Here is a 14,550-nt window from a genome sequence, read left to right on the forward strand (position 1 = left end):
CGCGTCGTGTGTGATCTTTTCATCGAGCCAAACCGCGCGGCATCGAATCCCGGTTTCCGAACCGTAGCCGGGAAACCGTGGGCAGGTCAGGTGAGGAATGCGCGCACGGTATCGATCGTGTCCGCCTGATCCGGGGTCTTGTCGTCCCGGTAGCGCAGCACCCTGGCGAAGCGCAGCGCGACGCCGCCCGGGTACCGGCTCGACCGCTGGACGCCGTCGAAGGCGATCTCGACCACCTGCTCGGGCCGGACCGTGACCACCCAGCCGTCGTCGTCGACCTGCAGTTCGTGAAACCGCTCGGTCTGCCATGCCAGCATCGCGTCGGTCATGCCCTTGAACGTCTTGCCCAGCATCACGAATCCGCCGGTGTCCGGATCGCGCGCGCCCAGATGGATGTTGGAGAGCTTGCCGGTGCGCCGCCCCGAACCCCGCTCGACGGCCAGCACCACCAGATCGAGCGTGTGTATGGGCTTGACCTTGAGCCAGCCGGCCCCGCGGCGGCCGGCCTCGTACGGTGCCGTCGGCGCCTTCGCCATCACTCCCTCGTGCCCGGCGGCCAGAGTCCGGTCGAGGAACTGTTGTGCGACGGCGGGGTCGGCGGTGACGACGCGATCGACGCGCCGGTCCTGCGGTACCAGTGCGTCGAGGGCGGCCAGCCGCTGTTCGGTGGGCAGATCGAGCAGGTCCTGACCGTCGACGTGCAGCAGATCGAAGAAGAACACCGACAACGGTTCGAGATCCTTGGGGGTCTTGCGGCCAAACCGGGCGGCGGTGACCTGAAAGGGGTGCGGGCGGTTGTCCGGACGCAGAGCGATGGCCTCGGCGTCGGCGATCAGATCGGTGGCGGCCAGTGCCAGCGTCGCCTCGACCACCTCGGGCAGTCGGTGGGTGACGTCGTCGAGGCTGCGCGTGAACACCGACACCTCCGATCCCTTGCGGTGGATCTGCACGCGGGCGCCGTCCAGCTTGGCCTCCAGAATCGCTGTACCGCCGAGCCGTTCGAGCGCGTCGGCGACACCGGTCGCGGTCTGCGCGAGCATCGGCCCGACCGGGCGCCCGACCTGTAACTGGAACTCGGCCAAGGCGGTACGGCCACCGGTCAGCGCCACGGCGGCCACGGCGGGCAGATCACCGGCGAGCATCGCCGCGCGCCGGACCTCGGCCGCCGGTATGCCCGAAGCCCGGACCACCGCGTCGGCCATCACCCCGGTCAGGGCGCCCTGGCGCAGCTCGCCGCCCAGGAGCCGGCGCAGGAAGGTCTGTTCCGCGTCGGTGGCCGTGGCGAAGAGGTCACGCACCAACTCGGCACGCTGCGCCTGAGAGCCCTTGCCGGAGACCGTGCCGATGCGGGTGAACCGCGCGTCGACCCCGTCAACCGTCAGCGCTGGGTCTTCTGCAGGTGCGGGCAGTGAACGCAGCGCCGCCCACCCGACACCGATCTGGCGTTGGGGGAGTTCCCCGGACAGCCAGGACACCGTGACCGCCACCGTCCGGGCATCGCCCTCGGCGGCGGCCACCGACAGCAGGGCGGCGATGCGGTCGATCTTGGCCAGCCGCGCCGACGTCCCCGCGATGTCGGCAGAGGCGGCGGCGACGTCGGCGAGCAACACGCCCTCAGCGTGCCACGGGGCTCAGACAACCTCCGGCGTTTGGCCGAGCACCTGTGTCAGGACGGCGGCCTGCGATTGCAGGTCAGCTGCCCGTTCGTGATGCCCGTGCGCGATGTATTGGTCTGCTGCCGTGAGTCGTTCATCGACCTCGGCCTGAATGAGGCCGCGAATCTCACCATCGCTGAGCGTCCGGCGGGCGACCTCGGTCGAGCCCACGCCGGACACCGCGCCCGCGATCGCTCCACCGATGCGGGTATCGGTCTGGTCGGCCTGCGGCGTCTCCGCGTTGTCGATGGCGCTCAGCGCCGACCGGATGGCGGTGACGCCGGCGGTGTCGCGGGACTTGCGCGCCGACAGCAGGGACTCGCGCAGGTGGTCGCGCCAGTGCTGGGCAGGTGTCATGGCAGGCGAACTTAACGGGGTTGCGGGGTGGCGTCGAGGGATTTACGCACGCTCTCTGCACCGCGAGCGACCGCGGCGGTACGCAAAATGCGGCGTGTCGGCGTACAGACACGGTCGCTCGCGGTGCAGAAGGGAGCAGCACGGGAGCAGAAGGGAACAGCAAGGGGAACCCGAAAGGCTTACGGGAAGGGTCGATGGGATAGGTTGCTTTACGATTTCGGTCATTTTTGGAAAGGAAGCTAGATGGAGATCGAAGGCAAGAAGGCGATCGTCGTCGGCGGCGCGTCGGGCTTCGGCCGGGCCACCGCTGAGGCATTGGCCAAGCGTGGCGCCAGCGTGGCCGTGCTCGACCGGCCGCAGTCCAAAGGACAGGAAGTGGCCGACGCGATCGGCGGCTCGTTCCTCCCCGTCGACGTCACCGACTTCGACGGCACCGAAAAGGTGCTGGAAGAGGCCGTGGCCGCCCTGGGTGGCCTGCACATCATCGTGACCACGGCAGGTGGCGGCATCGGCGAGCGCACCATCAAGAAGGACGGTCCGCACAGCCTGGACTCGTTCCGCTCCACCATCGACCTCAACCTGATCGGTACGTTCAACATCAGCCGGCTGGCGGCCTGGCACATGAGCAAGAACGAGCCGGTCGATGCCGAGGCCGAAGAGCGCGGCGTCATCATCAACACCGCCTCGATCGCGGCGTTCGAGGGTCAGATCGGTCAGGTCGCCTACACCGCGTCCAAGGCCGCCATCGCCGGGATGTGCCTGACCATGGCGCGCGACCTGGGCAGCCTGGGGATCCGCGTGCTGGCCATCGCGCCGAGCCTGTTCGCCACCGGCCTGACCGAAGGCATCCCGGACGAGTTCGCCGCGGTGCTGACCAAGGACGCCGCGTTCCCCAAGCGTCTGGGTAAGCCCGAGGAGTACGCCAAGCTCGCCGTGGCGATCGCCGAGAACCCGATGCTCAACGGCCAGTGCCTGCGTTTGGACGCCGGACAGCGTTTCGCCCCCAAGTAGAGTGAATTCCGGCGTGATCGAGGGCGCGCCCGCGTCACCGATCACGCCGGAATCGCATACCGGGAGGCGTCATGGCGACGATTGCAGACCAAGTCATCTCCGCACTGACATTGAGCGGGGTACGGCGGGTCTACGGCCTTCCCGGTGACAGCCTCAACGGATTCACCGATGCCATCCGGCGCAGTGGCGACATCAGCTGGCAGCACGTCCGCCACGAGGAGACCGCCGCGTTCGCCGCGGCCGCTGACGCCGCGCTGACCGGGCAACTGGCCGTGTGTGCGGGTAGCTGCGGGCCGGGCAATCTGCACCTGATCAACGGACTGTTCGACGCGCAGCGCAGCCGCGTCCCCGTGCTGGCCATCGCCGCCCACATTCCGCGCACCGAGATCGGGTCGGAGTACTTCCAGGAAACCCATCCCCAGGACCTGTTCCGCGAGTGCAGTGTGTACTGCGAACTGGTCAGCACTCCCGAGATGGCACCCCGCATCCTCGAGATGGCGATGCGGGCAGCCGTCGAGGAGAACGGGGTGGCCGTCGTCGTCATCCCCGGTGAGATCTTTCTGCAACGCGCGGGGGAGACCGGCTGGACCACCCGTCCGGTGCGACCCACCCGGTCGATCGTGCGTCCGGACGACGAGTCGGTGCGCCGGGCCGCCGACATCCTCAACGCCGCCGAGCGCGTCACCATCCTGGGCGGCGCTGGTGTTGCCGGTGCGCACGACGCCCTGATCGAACTGGCGTCCACCCTGCAGGCCCCGATCGTTCACGCGCTGCGGGGCAAGGAACTCATCGAGTACGACAACCCGTTCGACGTCGGGATGACCGGACTCCTCGGTTTCGCCTCCGGTTACAAGGCCATCAAAGAAGCCGACACCCTGCTGATGCTGGGCACCGACTTCCCGTATCAACAGTTCTATCCCGAGGGCGCCACCGTCATCCAGGTCGACATCCGCGGCCGCAACCTCGGCCGGCGCACCCCGATCGACCTCGGCCTGCGCGGCAGCGTCGCCGACACCCTGCCCGTGCTGCAGCCGCTGCTGCGGCCCAAGGGCAACCGGGACCACCTGGACCGGTCGCTGCGCCACTACCGCAAGACCCGTGCCACGCTGGACTCGCTGGCCGTCAACGATCGCGACAAGACCCCGATCCGGCCAGAATACGTTGCCGCGCTTGCCAACCGGATCGCCTCCGACGACGCGGTGTTCACCTGCGACGTCGGGTCCCCGGTGGTGTGGGCGGCCCGCTACCTGACCATGAACGGGCGGCGCAGACTGATCGGGTCGTTCAACCACGGCACCATGGCCAACGCACTGCCGCACGCGATCGGCGCACAGACCGCATTCCCCGGCCGGCAGGTGGTTGCCCTGGCCGGTGACGGCGGGTTGACCATGCTCTTCGGTGAGCTGGTGACGCTGATCCAGAACCGGCTGCCGGTCAAGCTCATCGTCTTCAACAACTCGTCGCTGAACTTCGTCGAGCTCGAGATGAAGGCCGCGGGCATCGTCACGTTCGGCACCGACCTGGTCAACCCGGATTTCGCCGCGGTGGCCCAGGCCATGGGCATGTTCGGCAGGCGGGTCACCGAACCGGCGGACCTCGAACGCGCCATCGCCGATGCCTTCGCGCACGACGGCCCCGCCGTGATCGACGTGCACACCGCGCGCCAGGAGCTGTCGATACCGCCGGCGATCACCGTCGAGCAGGCAAAGGGCTTCTCGCTCTACGCGATCCGCACCATCTTGGCCGGTCGCGCCGACGAACTCCTGGACCTCGTCACCACCAACGTCGCCCGCCGGATCCTGGACTGATCGCTCAGGCCGGCCGGGGAATCGCCGCCGCCGTGCTCTGGCCCAGCCATTTCGGGATGGCCCGGCGGACGTCGGCGGATCCGGACAGCGCGATGCTGCCGTCGAGAACCGCCCGGGCCCAGCCGGCGTCACCGCGCCAGATCTCGATCAACGTGCGCAGGTTGGTCTGCACCGTCCCGGCGACGTCGTAGCCGGGATCGAAATCGCAGACATCGGCCTGCCCGTCGCTCACTGTCAGCCACCACCTCGACGCCTTGGGCACGACGCCGTCGAGAACAAACGCGATCGTGGTGCGCGACCGGGGCCAGTCGGCGATGGGAATGGTGCGGCGCATGTCCCACATCAGCAGGTGCGGATCGAGATCCTCCTCGCCGAGATCGCCGATCCACCGCACGCCCCACGATCCGAGCGCATCGACCACGCCGGCCAGTTCCTGCCCGGACTCGGTGAGTGAATAGCTTGTCCGGCCGTCGATCTCGGAGCGTTCGACGACCCCGGCTCGGGTCAGCGACTTCAGTCGCTTGGACAGCAGTGCAGGCGACATCTTCGGGACCCCGCGGCGCAGGTCGTTGAAGTGGGCGCTGCCCCGCAGCAGTTCCCGGACCACGAGCAGGGTCCAGCGTTCGTCGAGCAGCTCCATGGCCTTGGCCACGGGACAGAACTGGCCATATGTCGACATCGGCGGTCCACCTCCACGGAGAGTGCGCAGTGCCATAAGTACACCGCTGTCAGGGCCCGGAAGCCAGTACAGATCCAGAACCGGTGCCGCTACAGATCTGGTACTGGATTTGCCGCACCGAGTGAGATCACGATGAACACCATGACCACTGACAGCGAGCTTGAGGCCAAACACCGGGCGTTGTGGGCGCTGGGTGACTACGCGGCGATCGCCGCCAACATCGTGCGGCCACTGGGACCCGTACTGGTCGAAGCCAGCGGCATCGGCCCCGGTGACCGAGTCCTCGACGTCGCGGCCGGGACCGGCAACGCCGCCATCCCCGCCGCCGCGACCGGTGCGCGGGTCACCGCCAGCGACCTGTGCCCGGAACTGGTCGAAGAGGGACGGCGGCTGGGAGCGGACGCCGGCGTGACCATCGACTGGGCCGAGGGCAACGCCGAGGCGTTGCCCTACGACGACGATTCCTTCGACGCCGTGCTGTCCTGCATCGGGGTGATGTTCGCGCCGCACCATCAGCAGGCGGCCGACGAACTCGTGCGGGTCACCCGCCCGGGTGGGCGGATCGGTCTGATCTCCTGGACACCACAGGGGTTCATCGGACAGCTGTTCGCCACCATGAAGCCATATGTGCCCGCGCCGCCGCCCGGGGTGTCCCCGCCGCCGAAGTGGGGAGACGAGGACTATGTGCGGGGCCTACTGGGCGACAGGGTCGGTGAGTTGACCTGCGAGCGGCGAGAACTCGACGTCGCGTTGTTCCCCGACGGCGCGGCGTTCCGCGACCACTTCAAGGCCAACTACGGCCCGACCATCTCGGCCTACCGGGCCATCGCCGCCGATGCCGACCGGGTTGCGGCACTGGACGCCGACATCGCCGCCCTCGGCGACCGGTACCTCAGCGGTTCCACGATGCGGTGGGAATACCTGCTGACACTGGCGAACGTGCACTGAGCGGGAAGGGCAGCTGGCACCATGGCTGCATGCCCGACGATGTGCAGGAATTGCCGACTCTCAGTGCCGCCGATCAGGACGCCATTCAGCGGTGGTTGCAGGATGAGCGGATCGGAACAACCCTGACCGATGTGGCACCGCTGACCGGCGGGACCCAGAACATCGTGGTGGGCATGAGCGTCGACGGTCGCCGAATGGTGCTGCGGCGCCCACCTTTACACCCACGGCCGACCAGTGACAAGACCATGCTGCGGGAGATCGCGGTGCTGCGCACCCTGGCGGGCTCGGCCGTACCGCATCCGGGTTTCATCGCCGCCTGCACCGATCTCGACGTGATCGGCGTGGTGTTCTACCTGATGGAGGAGGTCGACGGGTTCAACCCGGGTACCGAGGTGAGTCAGGCCTACCGAGACGATGCCGAACTGCGCTACCGCGTCGGGCTGTCGTACGCGGGGAGCCTGGCCGAACTGGGCAACGTCGCCTGGGAGAACAGTGAACTCGCCGCCATCCGCCGGCCAGGATCCTTTCTGGCCCGGCAGGTTCCGCAATTCCTGGGGCTGCTCGAGAGCTACCGCCACGAGCAGTATTCCCCCGAGTCGTTGACGGGCGTGGGGGAGCTGGCGCAATGGCTGGAGGACAACCGGCCGGCCGACGCCGAACCGGGCATCATGCACGGCGACGCGCACCTCAACAACGTCCTGTTGCGCAGGGACACTCCCGAACTGGCCGCGTTCATCGACTGGGAGATGTGCACGATCGGCGATCCGCTGCTCGATCTCGGGTGGATGCTGGTGTGCTGGCCCGACGACCCCAACCCGATCAATGCGGGGTCGGCACTGGCCGCCCTCGGCGGTCTGGCCCACCGCAATGAACTCATCGAGGCCTACCGCGCCGCGGGAGGCCGCCAGACCGATCAGCTCGATTGGTATGTGGCGCTGGCCTGTTTCAAACTCGGCATCGTCATCGAGGGCACCTGGTCGCGGTACCTGGCCGGGCGGGCCAGCCGCGACGCCGGCGAGCAACTGCATGCCTCGGCCGAGAACCTTCTCGCGCTGGGGACGCGGGTCGCCAAGGGGGACAACCCGTTCAGCTGACTTCTCGCGCGGAGAAATCAGTAGGTGTCGAGCGCGAGCTTGACGGCAAGGGCCACGCCGGCCGCGCCGATCAGGAAGCGCAGCGGGGTGGCCGGCGCGTGACGCACGATCACCGGGCCCAGGCGTGAGCCGATCAGGCAGCCGGCACCCAACGGGATGACGGCCGGCCAGTACACCGGGGCAACCACGATGAACGCCACCGCGGCAACCGAATTGGCGACACCGAGGATCACGTTCTTGGCGGCGTTGGCGTGCGCGAGCGTCGCGCCGCCGGTCCGCAGCAGCAGCGCCAGCAGGAGCACCCCGGCGGCGGCCCCGAAGTAACCGCCATAGATGGTGATGAGGAAGATGGCGCCGGCCTCCATGGCGACCTTGATTCGATGTTCACGATGGTCGGCCACCCGTGTCTCCCGCTGCCGGCCACGCGGCAGCAGAATCGCCACCGACGCGAACGCCAGCAGGAACGGGACGATCTTCTCGAAGCCCTCGGCCGGCGTGCACAGCAGCAGGGCCGCGCCGAGTGCCCCACCGGCCACCGCGACCGGAATGATCCGTTTGATCCAGGCTGCCTGCCCGGCAAGCTCGGGCCGCGACCCCCACACCGAACCGACGCCGTTGAACACCAACGCCACGGTGTTGGTCACATTCGCGGTGACCGGCGGCAAGCCGATGAGCAGCAGTGCGGGGTAGGTGGCCACCGAGGCCAGCCCGGCGATACTGCCGGTGAGTCCGCCACCGATGCCGGCGACGACGAGCAGGACGACCTCACCGACGCTCATGCCGTTCCCACTCCGCCGAGACTACGGAGTCAAAGTGTTTGCGTGACTGGGCGGGCTGCGTCTAGCATCGCCAACGTGCCAAGGCGACTTGTAGTAGCAACCCGCAGCGGGGTCTGACCAGACCGACCCCTCGCTGTGGGTCGTTCGCTACTTCGTCGGTCACTTCCTCTGATCAGAGAAGACCGGCACATGCATCTCACTTCATCGGCACCGCAATCCGACTCGGCACCGTCGTTCGCCGCCCATTTCAGCGACCCGCTGCCGCGTGGCCTGCGCGAAGCCGGCCAGGCCGCCTCCTGGGACCAGTTCCTGGACGAATATGCGTCCGGCCCCGGAGCGTTGAAACTGGGCCAGTGGACCTGCACCGATACGGAGCGTTCAGCCAGCAGGCTGGGGCCGCAGGCTCGCCACTACCAGGCCACGCTGGCCCTGGGCGACACCATCAGTACCTTGACCGCGGCCGCGAGCGGACCCATCGCCGCATTGACCGAGATGCTCTACGCGCGGGGGATCACGGTCGAGACCATGTCGTTTCATCAGCTGCGCACCGGCGGTCGGACCGCGACGTTCATCGAAGGCTGCGACGGCCAGCACAGCGAGTGGGCCATGGGGCTCGCCGATGATCCGGAGCAGTCGGCGCTGTACGCCGTGATCGCCTGCGCCAATCGGCTGATGACCGCGGCGTGAAGGCGGCCGCGCGGCGCCGAATGGCCAGTTGTGGCACGCAAACTCCAGGAAAGCGTGCCACAACTGGCCAATGGGCCACTGAATACCTCAGTGCAGCGGGCGCAGCACGATCGGCATGCCGTCGATCGGGACCGGCATGCCGCCGTAGTCGTAGCGCGGCCGGTAATCCGGGCTGGCGAGCTCCAGCTTGTAGCGACGCAGCAGCCGGTGCATCACGGTCTTGATCTCCAGCTGGCCGAACACCATGCCGATGCACTTGTGCGCGCCGCCGCCGAACGGGGCGAACGCGTAGCGGTGGCTCTTGTGCTCGCTGCGCGGCTCGGCGAAACGCTCCGGGTCGAACTTGTCCGGGTCGGTCCACAGCTCGGGCAGCCGGTGGTTGATCGAGGGCCAGGTCACCACGCTGGTTCCGGCCGGGATGAAGTAGCCCAGCAGCTCGGTGTCGCGCACGGCCTCGCGGAAGTTGAACGGCAGCGGCGTCATCATCCGCAGCGACTCGTTGATCACCAGGTCGTAGGTTTCCAGCTTGTCCAGCGACTCGAAGTCCAACGGCCCGTCGCCGATCCGCGCGGAGTCGTCGCGAAGGCGCTCCTGCCACTCCGGATTGGCCGCCAGGTGGTAGGCCATCGTCGTCATCGTCGAGGTCGACGTGTCGTGGGCCGCCATCATCAGGAAGATCATGTGGCTGATGATCTGGTCGTCGGTGAAGGTCTGGCCGTCCTCGTCGGCGGAATGACACAGCACGCTGAACATGTCGGTGCTCTCCGAGCGCCGCTTCTCGCCGATGCTCCTGGCGAAGTAGTCCTCGAGGGTCTTGCGGGCCTGGATGCCCCGCCACCATTTCAGCGGCGGCACCGACGTCCGCACGATGGCGTTGCCGGCTCGCGTGGTGGTGGTGAACGCATTGTTGATGGTGGTGACCAGGGCCCGGTCTGTACCGGCGGGGACACCCATGAACACCTCGGAGGCGATGTCGAGCGTGAGCTCCTTGATCGCCGGGTGGAACAGGAACCGCGGGTCGTTGGCCGCCCAGTCATCGGCGAGCACGGCCGAGGCGACCGAGTCGATGTGCGAGATGTAGCCGCTCAGCCTGGTACGGGTGAACGCCTCCTGCATGATCCGCCGGTGGAACATGTGCTCGTCGAAGTCGAGCAGCATCAGGCCGCCTTCGAAGAACGGGCCGATCACCGGGTCCCAGGCGCGCTGAGAGAAGTCCTTGTTGCGATTGGAGAAGACCGCCTGGGTGGCGTCGGGGCCCAGCGCCATCACCGAGGACAGGGCGGGGGATTGCGCGTAGTACAGCGGACCGTTCTTGCGGTACTGCTCCAGGATGAAGTCGGGTCCGCCACGGAAGATCTCGATCATGTGGCCGATGATCGGCAAACCGGAGTCGCCCATGATCGGCTTGAGGCCGCTGCCGGCGGGGGGCTCGGCGAAGACGAACTGGTCCCAGTCCTTGGCCTTGAGGCGCTTTTCCAGTGCACCCATGCCCGGCAATGTGTTGGGCGTCGGGGTGAACCGGCGCTTGGCCTGATCGAGCAGGTAATTCGGGGTGCTGATGGTTGCCATGGGCCGCTCCTGACCAACAAAGTCCGACGAAGTGTGGTCGATGTCACCACTTGAGGCCATCCTGACTGTCAGACTTGACGCATGTCAAGTTTTGAACTGGCGCGTCGTGGATGCAAAGGTCTAATGCCATGACCGCCGAATCGATACCGGGGAGCAGCAATGGCTCCACCGGGCGTCCGCAGGCCCGTCGCAGCAGGGGCGATCGGCAGCGCGAGGCCATCGTCGCGGCCGTGCGGGACCTGCTCGAAGAGCAGTCGTTCGCCGATTTGTCGGTGAGCACCATCAGCGAACGTGCCGGGGTGGCCCGGTCGGGCTTCTACTTCTATTTCGATTCGAAGTACGCGGTGCTGGCCGTGATCGTGTCCGACGCGATGGAACAACTCGCGGCGTTGACGCACAACTACGCGCCCCGCGACGCCGGCGAGACACCGGCCGCCTTCGCCAAGCGGATGGTCGGCAGTGCGGCAACCGTCTTCGCCACCAACGACCCGATCATGTCGGCCTGCACCGTCGCGCAGAACACCGACGCCCAGATCCGGGAGTTGATGAACGACTACGAGGACGCTGTGATCGACCAGATCGTCGGCCTCGTCGAACAAGACGCAGGTGCCCGCCCGATCTCGGACGACCTCCCCGCGCTGGTACGGACCCTGGTTGCGACCACGGCGATGACGCTGTCGCACGACTCGGCCTTCGTGGGACGGGGCACCGACCCGGACCGTGCGCTCGACGTGGTCGAGCGACTGTGGCTCAACGCACTGTGGGGTGGCCAGGAGGGCTAGCGTCACAGGTAAGGTCACCGCTATGGGGAGTGATACCGCGGGTAACGCCCGGGCGGACTTTCGGGGCAAGAAATGTTTGATCACCGGCGCCGCCAGCGGAATCGGCCGCGCCACAGCGTTGGCCCTGGCGGCCCGGGGCGCTGAGTTGTACCTGACCGACCGGGACGAGGTCGGTCTGGCCCAGACCGTTGCCGATGCCCGTGCGCTGGGCGCCCAGGTGCCCGCCCACCGGGCTTTGGACATCTCCGACTACGACCAGGTGGCGGCGTTCGGTGCCGACATCCATGCGGCGCACTCGTCGATGGACGTGGTGATGAACATCGCCGGGGTGTCGGCATGGGGGACCGTCGACCAACTCACCCATCAACATTGGCGCTCGATGATCGACGTCAACCTGATGGGCCCGATCCACGTGATCGAGACGTTCCTGCCGCCGATGGTGGAGGCCCGCCGCGGTGGGCACCTGGTGAATGTGTCCTCGGCCGCCGGCATCGTCGCACTGCCCTGGCACAGCGCCTACAGCGCCAGCAAGTACGGGTTGCGTGGGCTGAGTGAAGTGCTGCGCTTCGATCTGGCGAGGCACCGCATCGGGGTGTCGGTCGTAGTGCCGGGTGCGGTGAAAACCGGTCTGGTGCAGACGGTTCAGATCGCCGGTGTGGACCGGGAGGATCCGAACGTGCAGAAGTGGGTGGACCGGTTCGCCGGCCACGCCATCTCGGCGGAGAAGGCGGCCGACAAGATCCTGGCCGGGATGGCGCGCAACCGGTTCCTGATCTACACCTCGGTCGACATCCGCGCCCTGTACGCCTTCAAACGCGCCGCGTGGTGGCCCTACAGCGTGGCCATGCGACAGGTCAACGTGTTGTTCAGCCGGGCGTTGCGGCCGAAATCCGTGCAGCCCTAGCGTTTTCCCCAATGCCAGGACGGCGTGTTGAGCATGCCGAACCCTTCCACCTTCGTCTCACCCCACTGCTTGTAGAGCTCCACCTCGATCGCCGTGCTCCGCTGCTCGTCGGCGGCCGGTGTGGTGTCCAGGAAATCCAGCAGCGCACGTGAGTGTGTCACGACGACCACCTGGGACTGTTTGGCGGCGGTCTTGATCAGGGCGGCCAGCGGCCGGACCAGATCGGGGTGCAACGACGTCTCGGGCTCGTTGAGCACCATCAGCGACGGTGGCCGCGGGCTGGCAAGTGCCGTCGCCCACAGCAGGAAACGCAGTGTGCCGTCGGATAATTCGGCCGCGCGCAACGGTCGCAGCATGCCGCGTTGACGCAGCTGCAGATCGAACAGGCCGTCGTTGACCGCAACCGAGACGGTGGCCCCGTCGAACGCGTCGGCCACCGCGCGGGCCAGGTCGTCGAAGGTCGTCTCGACGATCGTCTGAACTGCCGCGGCCAGATCGGAGCCGTCGTCGGAGAGCACCGGGGTACGGGTGCCGATGTGGGGCCGGCGGGCGGGCGCTCCCGCGTCGACCCGGAATCCGTCGTAGAACCGCCAGTCGCGCAGCCGATCCGAGACGGCCGACAGTTCCGGCAGCGCGTCCGGGTGTGCGTATTCGGCGAGCACGCTGCGGTAGGAAGGCAGCGAGCGGGTCAGCTCATCGAAACCCCGGCCCGATTGCGCGGCGACCTCGGCGTACTCGCGGGTGCGGCTCACCAGCGTCGAGGCCGGCCGCAGCACCGGCCCGGCGAACACCACTTCCCGTTTGATCTCGGGATCCTGGGCGAATGCCGACGGCTCGCCACCCGATCCGGCCATCTGCGGAAGGCCCAGATCCACCAGGTACCCGAAATCGTCTGCGGAGAAGCCGAGTTCGAGCGACACCGGGCGAGTCCGGACGGTGCCCTGGGTCTGCCCGTTCGGCTGCTCGGGGCCCGCCCACAAGACCGACTGCAGGCCGCCCTCGCGGGCCAGCGAGCCGATCACCTGGCCCCGGCCGCAGTCCGCCAGTAGCCGCAGCGCGCGGTAGATCGATGACTTGCCGGTGCCGTTCGCGCCGGTGACCACCGTGAGGTCGGTCAGCGGCAGGATCACCTCCCGCAGCGAGCGGTAGCCCCGGATCGCGATGGTCTGCAGCATGGGTTCGAGGCTATTGGTCGACTGTGACAACTTGGCCGGTGGGAATCCCGTCCATGGACAGTTCCAGCCGAACACCCAGCAGCCGGATCGGTCGGTCCAGCTCGAACTGGTCGAAAACCGCCAGCGCCGTCTCGGTGATGACGCCGGCGTCGGTGCTCGGTGCGGCCAGCTTGCGGATCTTTGTGCGCGTGTAGAAGGTGCTGGTGCGCACCGTGACCGCCACCCGCGTGACGATGCGGCCCTGTTCGACCACCTCGTCGAGGGTCCGGCGGGTCAGCTCGCGGATCGCGTCGTCCATCTCGCCGCGCTCGGTGAGGTCGGCGGCGAAGGTGATGACGTGACTGCGGGACCGCGGGATCCAGGGCTCGGAGCTCACCTCGGTGTCACCGCCGCCTTTGGCGAGCAACAGGATCCACAGCCCGGTGCTGGGCCCGAACGCCGAGGTGAGCACGGTCGCATCGGTGGCAGCCAGATCAGCAACCGTAGTGATGCCCAGCGCGGCAAGCTTTTTCGTGGTCTTCGGGCCGACGCCCCACAGCGCATCGGGCGGACGGTCACCCATCACCGACATCCAGTTGGCTTCGGTGAGCATGTAGACACCTGGGGTCTGATCTGCTCCTCGCGTGCGCGTCGGTTTGGCCAGCCCGGTCGCGACCTTGGCCCGTTGCTTGTTGTCACTGATACCTACCGAACACGACAGCCCGGTCTCGGCGGCGATGACGGTGCGGATGCGCTCGGCCAGCTCGACCGGATCGCTGACCTCGGCACCGAGATAGGCCTCGTCCCAACCCCAGACCTCCAACGGGTGGCCGAGATCGCGCAGCAGACCCATCACCTGTTCGGACGCCGCGTCGTAAGCGTCCGGGTCCGACGGCAGGAAGGTGGCGTCGGGGCATTTGCGAGCTGCCGTGCGCAGCGGCATGCCGGCGTGCACACCGAACTCACGTGCCTGATACGACGCGCAGGTGACCACCTTGCGCGGTTCGGTCGGATCACCGCTGCCGCCGACGATGACGGGCAGGCCCTCGAGTTCAGGGTGACGGCGCAGCTCCACCGACGCCAGGAACTGGTCCAGGTCGACATGCAGCACCCAGGCGCTCAT

At 67.7% G+C, this 14,550-nt stretch carries 14 protein-coding genes; 7 read left to right on the forward strand and 7 right to left on the reverse strand.

Annotated elements, in window-relative coordinates; genetic code table 11:
• Positions 1-86 precede the first annotated feature (86 nt).
• Both TX88_RS12915 and TX88_RS12920 read right to left on the reverse strand, forming a co-directional pair.
• Entirely contained in the window at positions 87-1,610 is a 1,524-nt protein-coding gene (locus TX88_RS12915; protein ID WP_044517295.1) for an ATP-dependent DNA ligase, read from the reverse strand.
• A gap of 21 nt (positions 1,611-1,631) precedes the next feature.
• Positions 1,632-2,012 carry a GatB/YqeY domain-containing protein gene (locus tag TX88_RS12920; RefSeq protein ID WP_044517298.1) on the reverse strand — a complete coding sequence of 127 codons (381 nt, stop codon included), beginning with the start codon at positions 2,010-2,012 and terminating at the stop codon, positions 1,632-1,634.
• Positions 2,013-2,255: 243 nt separating this feature from the next.
• Between TX88_RS12920 and TX88_RS12925 the strand changes: the two genes are divergently transcribed.
• Entirely contained in the window at positions 2,256-3,023 is a 768-nt protein-coding gene (locus tag TX88_RS12925) for an SDR family NAD(P)-dependent oxidoreductase (protein WP_044517300.1), read from the forward strand.
• Between the two features lie 71 nt (positions 3,024-3,094).
• Positions 3,095-4,831 carry a ubiquinone-dependent pyruvate dehydrogenase gene (gene poxB / locus TX88_RS12930; protein WP_044517303.1) on the forward strand — a complete coding sequence of 579 codons (1,737 nt, stop codon included), beginning with the start codon at positions 3,095-3,097 and terminating at the stop codon, positions 4,829-4,831.
• Positions 4,832-4,835: 4 nt separating this feature from the next.
• On the opposite strand, the gene TX88_RS12935 is transcribed toward poxB, so the two are convergent.
• Entirely contained in the window at positions 4,836-5,510 is a 675-nt protein-coding gene (locus TX88_RS12935) for a winged helix-turn-helix transcriptional regulator (RefSeq protein WP_044517304.1), read from the reverse strand.
• 132 nt (positions 5,511-5,642) lie between these two features.
• Between TX88_RS12935 and TX88_RS12940 the strand changes: the two genes are divergently transcribed.
• Both TX88_RS12940 and TX88_RS12945 read left to right on the forward strand, forming a co-directional pair.
• Positions 5,643-6,458, forward strand: coding sequence for a class I SAM-dependent methyltransferase (locus tag TX88_RS12940; protein WP_044517306.1), 816 nt, complete (start codon positions 5,643-5,645; stop codon positions 6,456-6,458).
• A gap of 29 nt (positions 6,459-6,487) precedes the next feature.
• On the forward strand, positions 6,488-7,552 hold the full coding sequence (locus tag TX88_RS12945) for a phosphotransferase family protein (protein WP_044517308.1): 1,065 nt from the start codon (positions 6,488-6,490) through the stop codon (positions 7,550-7,552).
• 17 nt (positions 7,553-7,569) lie between these two features.
• Here the strand turns inward: TX88_RS12945 and TX88_RS12950 are convergent, their stop codons facing one another.
• A complete protein-coding gene (locus tag TX88_RS12950) occupies positions 7,570-8,331 on the reverse strand; it encodes a sulfite exporter TauE/SafE family protein (RefSeq protein ID WP_044517309.1) in 762 nt (253 codons plus the stop codon).
• A gap of 189 nt (positions 8,332-8,520) precedes the next feature.
• On the opposite strand from TX88_RS12950, the gene TX88_RS12955 reads away from it, so the two are divergent.
• Positions 8,521-9,018, forward strand: coding sequence for a 2-isopropylmalate synthase (locus tag TX88_RS12955; protein WP_044517310.1), 498 nt, complete (start codon positions 8,521-8,523; stop codon positions 9,016-9,018).
• An 87-nt stretch (positions 9,019-9,105) separates the two neighbouring features.
• Here TX88_RS12955 and TX88_RS12960 read toward each other — a convergent pair whose 3' ends face one another.
• A complete protein-coding gene (locus tag TX88_RS12960; protein WP_044517312.1) occupies positions 9,106-10,587 on the reverse strand; it encodes a cytochrome P450 in 1,482 nt (493 codons plus the stop codon).
• 128 nt (positions 10,588-10,715) lie between these two features.
• Here TX88_RS12960 and TX88_RS12965 point away from each other — a divergent pair, with 128 nt between their 5' ends.
• Positions 10,716-11,369 carry a TetR/AcrR family transcriptional regulator gene (locus TX88_RS12965; protein ID WP_044517313.1) on the forward strand — a complete coding sequence of 218 codons (654 nt, stop codon included), beginning with the start codon at positions 10,716-10,718 and terminating at the stop codon, positions 11,367-11,369.
• Between the two features lie 22 nt (positions 11,370-11,391).
• A complete protein-coding gene (locus TX88_RS12970; protein WP_044517315.1) occupies positions 11,392-12,273 on the forward strand; it encodes an SDR family oxidoreductase in 882 nt (293 codons plus the stop codon).
• Here TX88_RS12970 and TX88_RS12975 read toward each other — a convergent pair.
• Together TX88_RS12975 and TX88_RS12980 are read right to left on the reverse strand one after the other, a co-directional pair.
• Positions 12,270-13,448, reverse strand: coding sequence for an AAA family ATPase (locus TX88_RS12975; protein ID WP_044517317.1), 1,179 nt, complete (start codon positions 13,446-13,448; stop codon positions 12,270-12,272). The genes TX88_RS12970 and TX88_RS12975 overlap by 4 nt on opposite strands.
• A 10-nt stretch (positions 13,449-13,458) precedes the next feature.
• Positions 13,459-14,550, reverse strand: coding sequence for a DNA polymerase IV (locus TX88_RS12980; protein WP_044517319.1), 1,092 nt, complete (start codon positions 14,548-14,550; stop codon positions 13,459-13,461).

It is taken from the genome of Mycolicibacterium septicum DSM 44393 (assembly GCF_000455325.1).
In the GTDB taxonomy this organism is placed as follows: domain Bacteria; phylum Actinomycetota; class Actinomycetes; order Mycobacteriales; family Mycobacteriaceae; genus Mycobacterium; species Mycobacterium septicum.

What these genes read in the sequence shown, in the direction of transcription:
- TX88_RS12960 (WP_044517312.1), bottom strand. Translation starts at nt 10,587, where the DNA reads ATGGCAACCATCAGCACCCCGAATTACCTGCTCGATCAGGCCAAGCGC.
- TX88_RS12940 (WP_044517306.1), top strand. Translation starts at nt 5,643, where the DNA reads ATGAACACCATGACCACTGACAGCGAGCTTGAGGCCAAACACCGGGCG.
- TX88_RS12920 (WP_044517298.1), bottom strand. Translation starts at nt 2,012, where the DNA reads ATGACACCTGCCCAGCACTGGCGCGACCACCTGCGCGAGTCCCTGCTG.
- TX88_RS12980 (WP_044517319.1), bottom strand. Translation starts at nt 14,550, where the DNA reads ATGAGCGCCTGGGTGCTGCATGTCGACCTGGACCAGTTCCTGGCGTCG.
- poxB (WP_044517303.1), top strand. Translation starts at nt 3,095, where the DNA reads ATGGCGACGATTGCAGACCAAGTCATCTCCGCACTGACATTGAGCGGG.
- TX88_RS12950 (WP_044517309.1), bottom strand. Translation starts at nt 8,331, where the DNA reads ATGAGCGTCGGTGAGGTCGTCCTGCTCGTCGTCGCCGGCATCGGTGGC.
- TX88_RS12935 (WP_044517304.1), bottom strand. Translation starts at nt 5,510, where the DNA reads ATGTCGACATATGGCCAGTTCTGTCCCGTGGCCAAGGCCATGGAGCTG.
- TX88_RS12965 (WP_044517313.1), top strand. Translation starts at nt 10,716, where the DNA reads ATGACCGCCGAATCGATACCGGGGAGCAGCAATGGCTCCACCGGGCGT.
- TX88_RS12925 (WP_044517300.1), top strand. Translation starts at nt 2,256, where the DNA reads ATGGAGATCGAAGGCAAGAAGGCGATCGTCGTCGGCGGCGCGTCGGGC.
- TX88_RS12955 (WP_044517310.1), top strand. Translation starts at nt 8,521, where the DNA reads ATGCATCTCACTTCATCGGCACCGCAATCCGACTCGGCACCGTCGTTC.
- TX88_RS12975 (WP_044517317.1), bottom strand. Translation starts at nt 13,448, where the DNA reads ATGCTGCAGACCATCGCGATCCGGGGCTACCGCTCGCTGCGGGAGGTG.
- TX88_RS12970 (WP_044517315.1), top strand. Translation starts at nt 11,392, where the DNA reads ATGGGGAGTGATACCGCGGGTAACGCCCGGGCGGACTTTCGGGGCAAG.
- TX88_RS12945 (WP_044517308.1), top strand. Translation starts at nt 6,488, where the DNA reads ATGCCCGACGATGTGCAGGAATTGCCGACTCTCAGTGCCGCCGATCAG.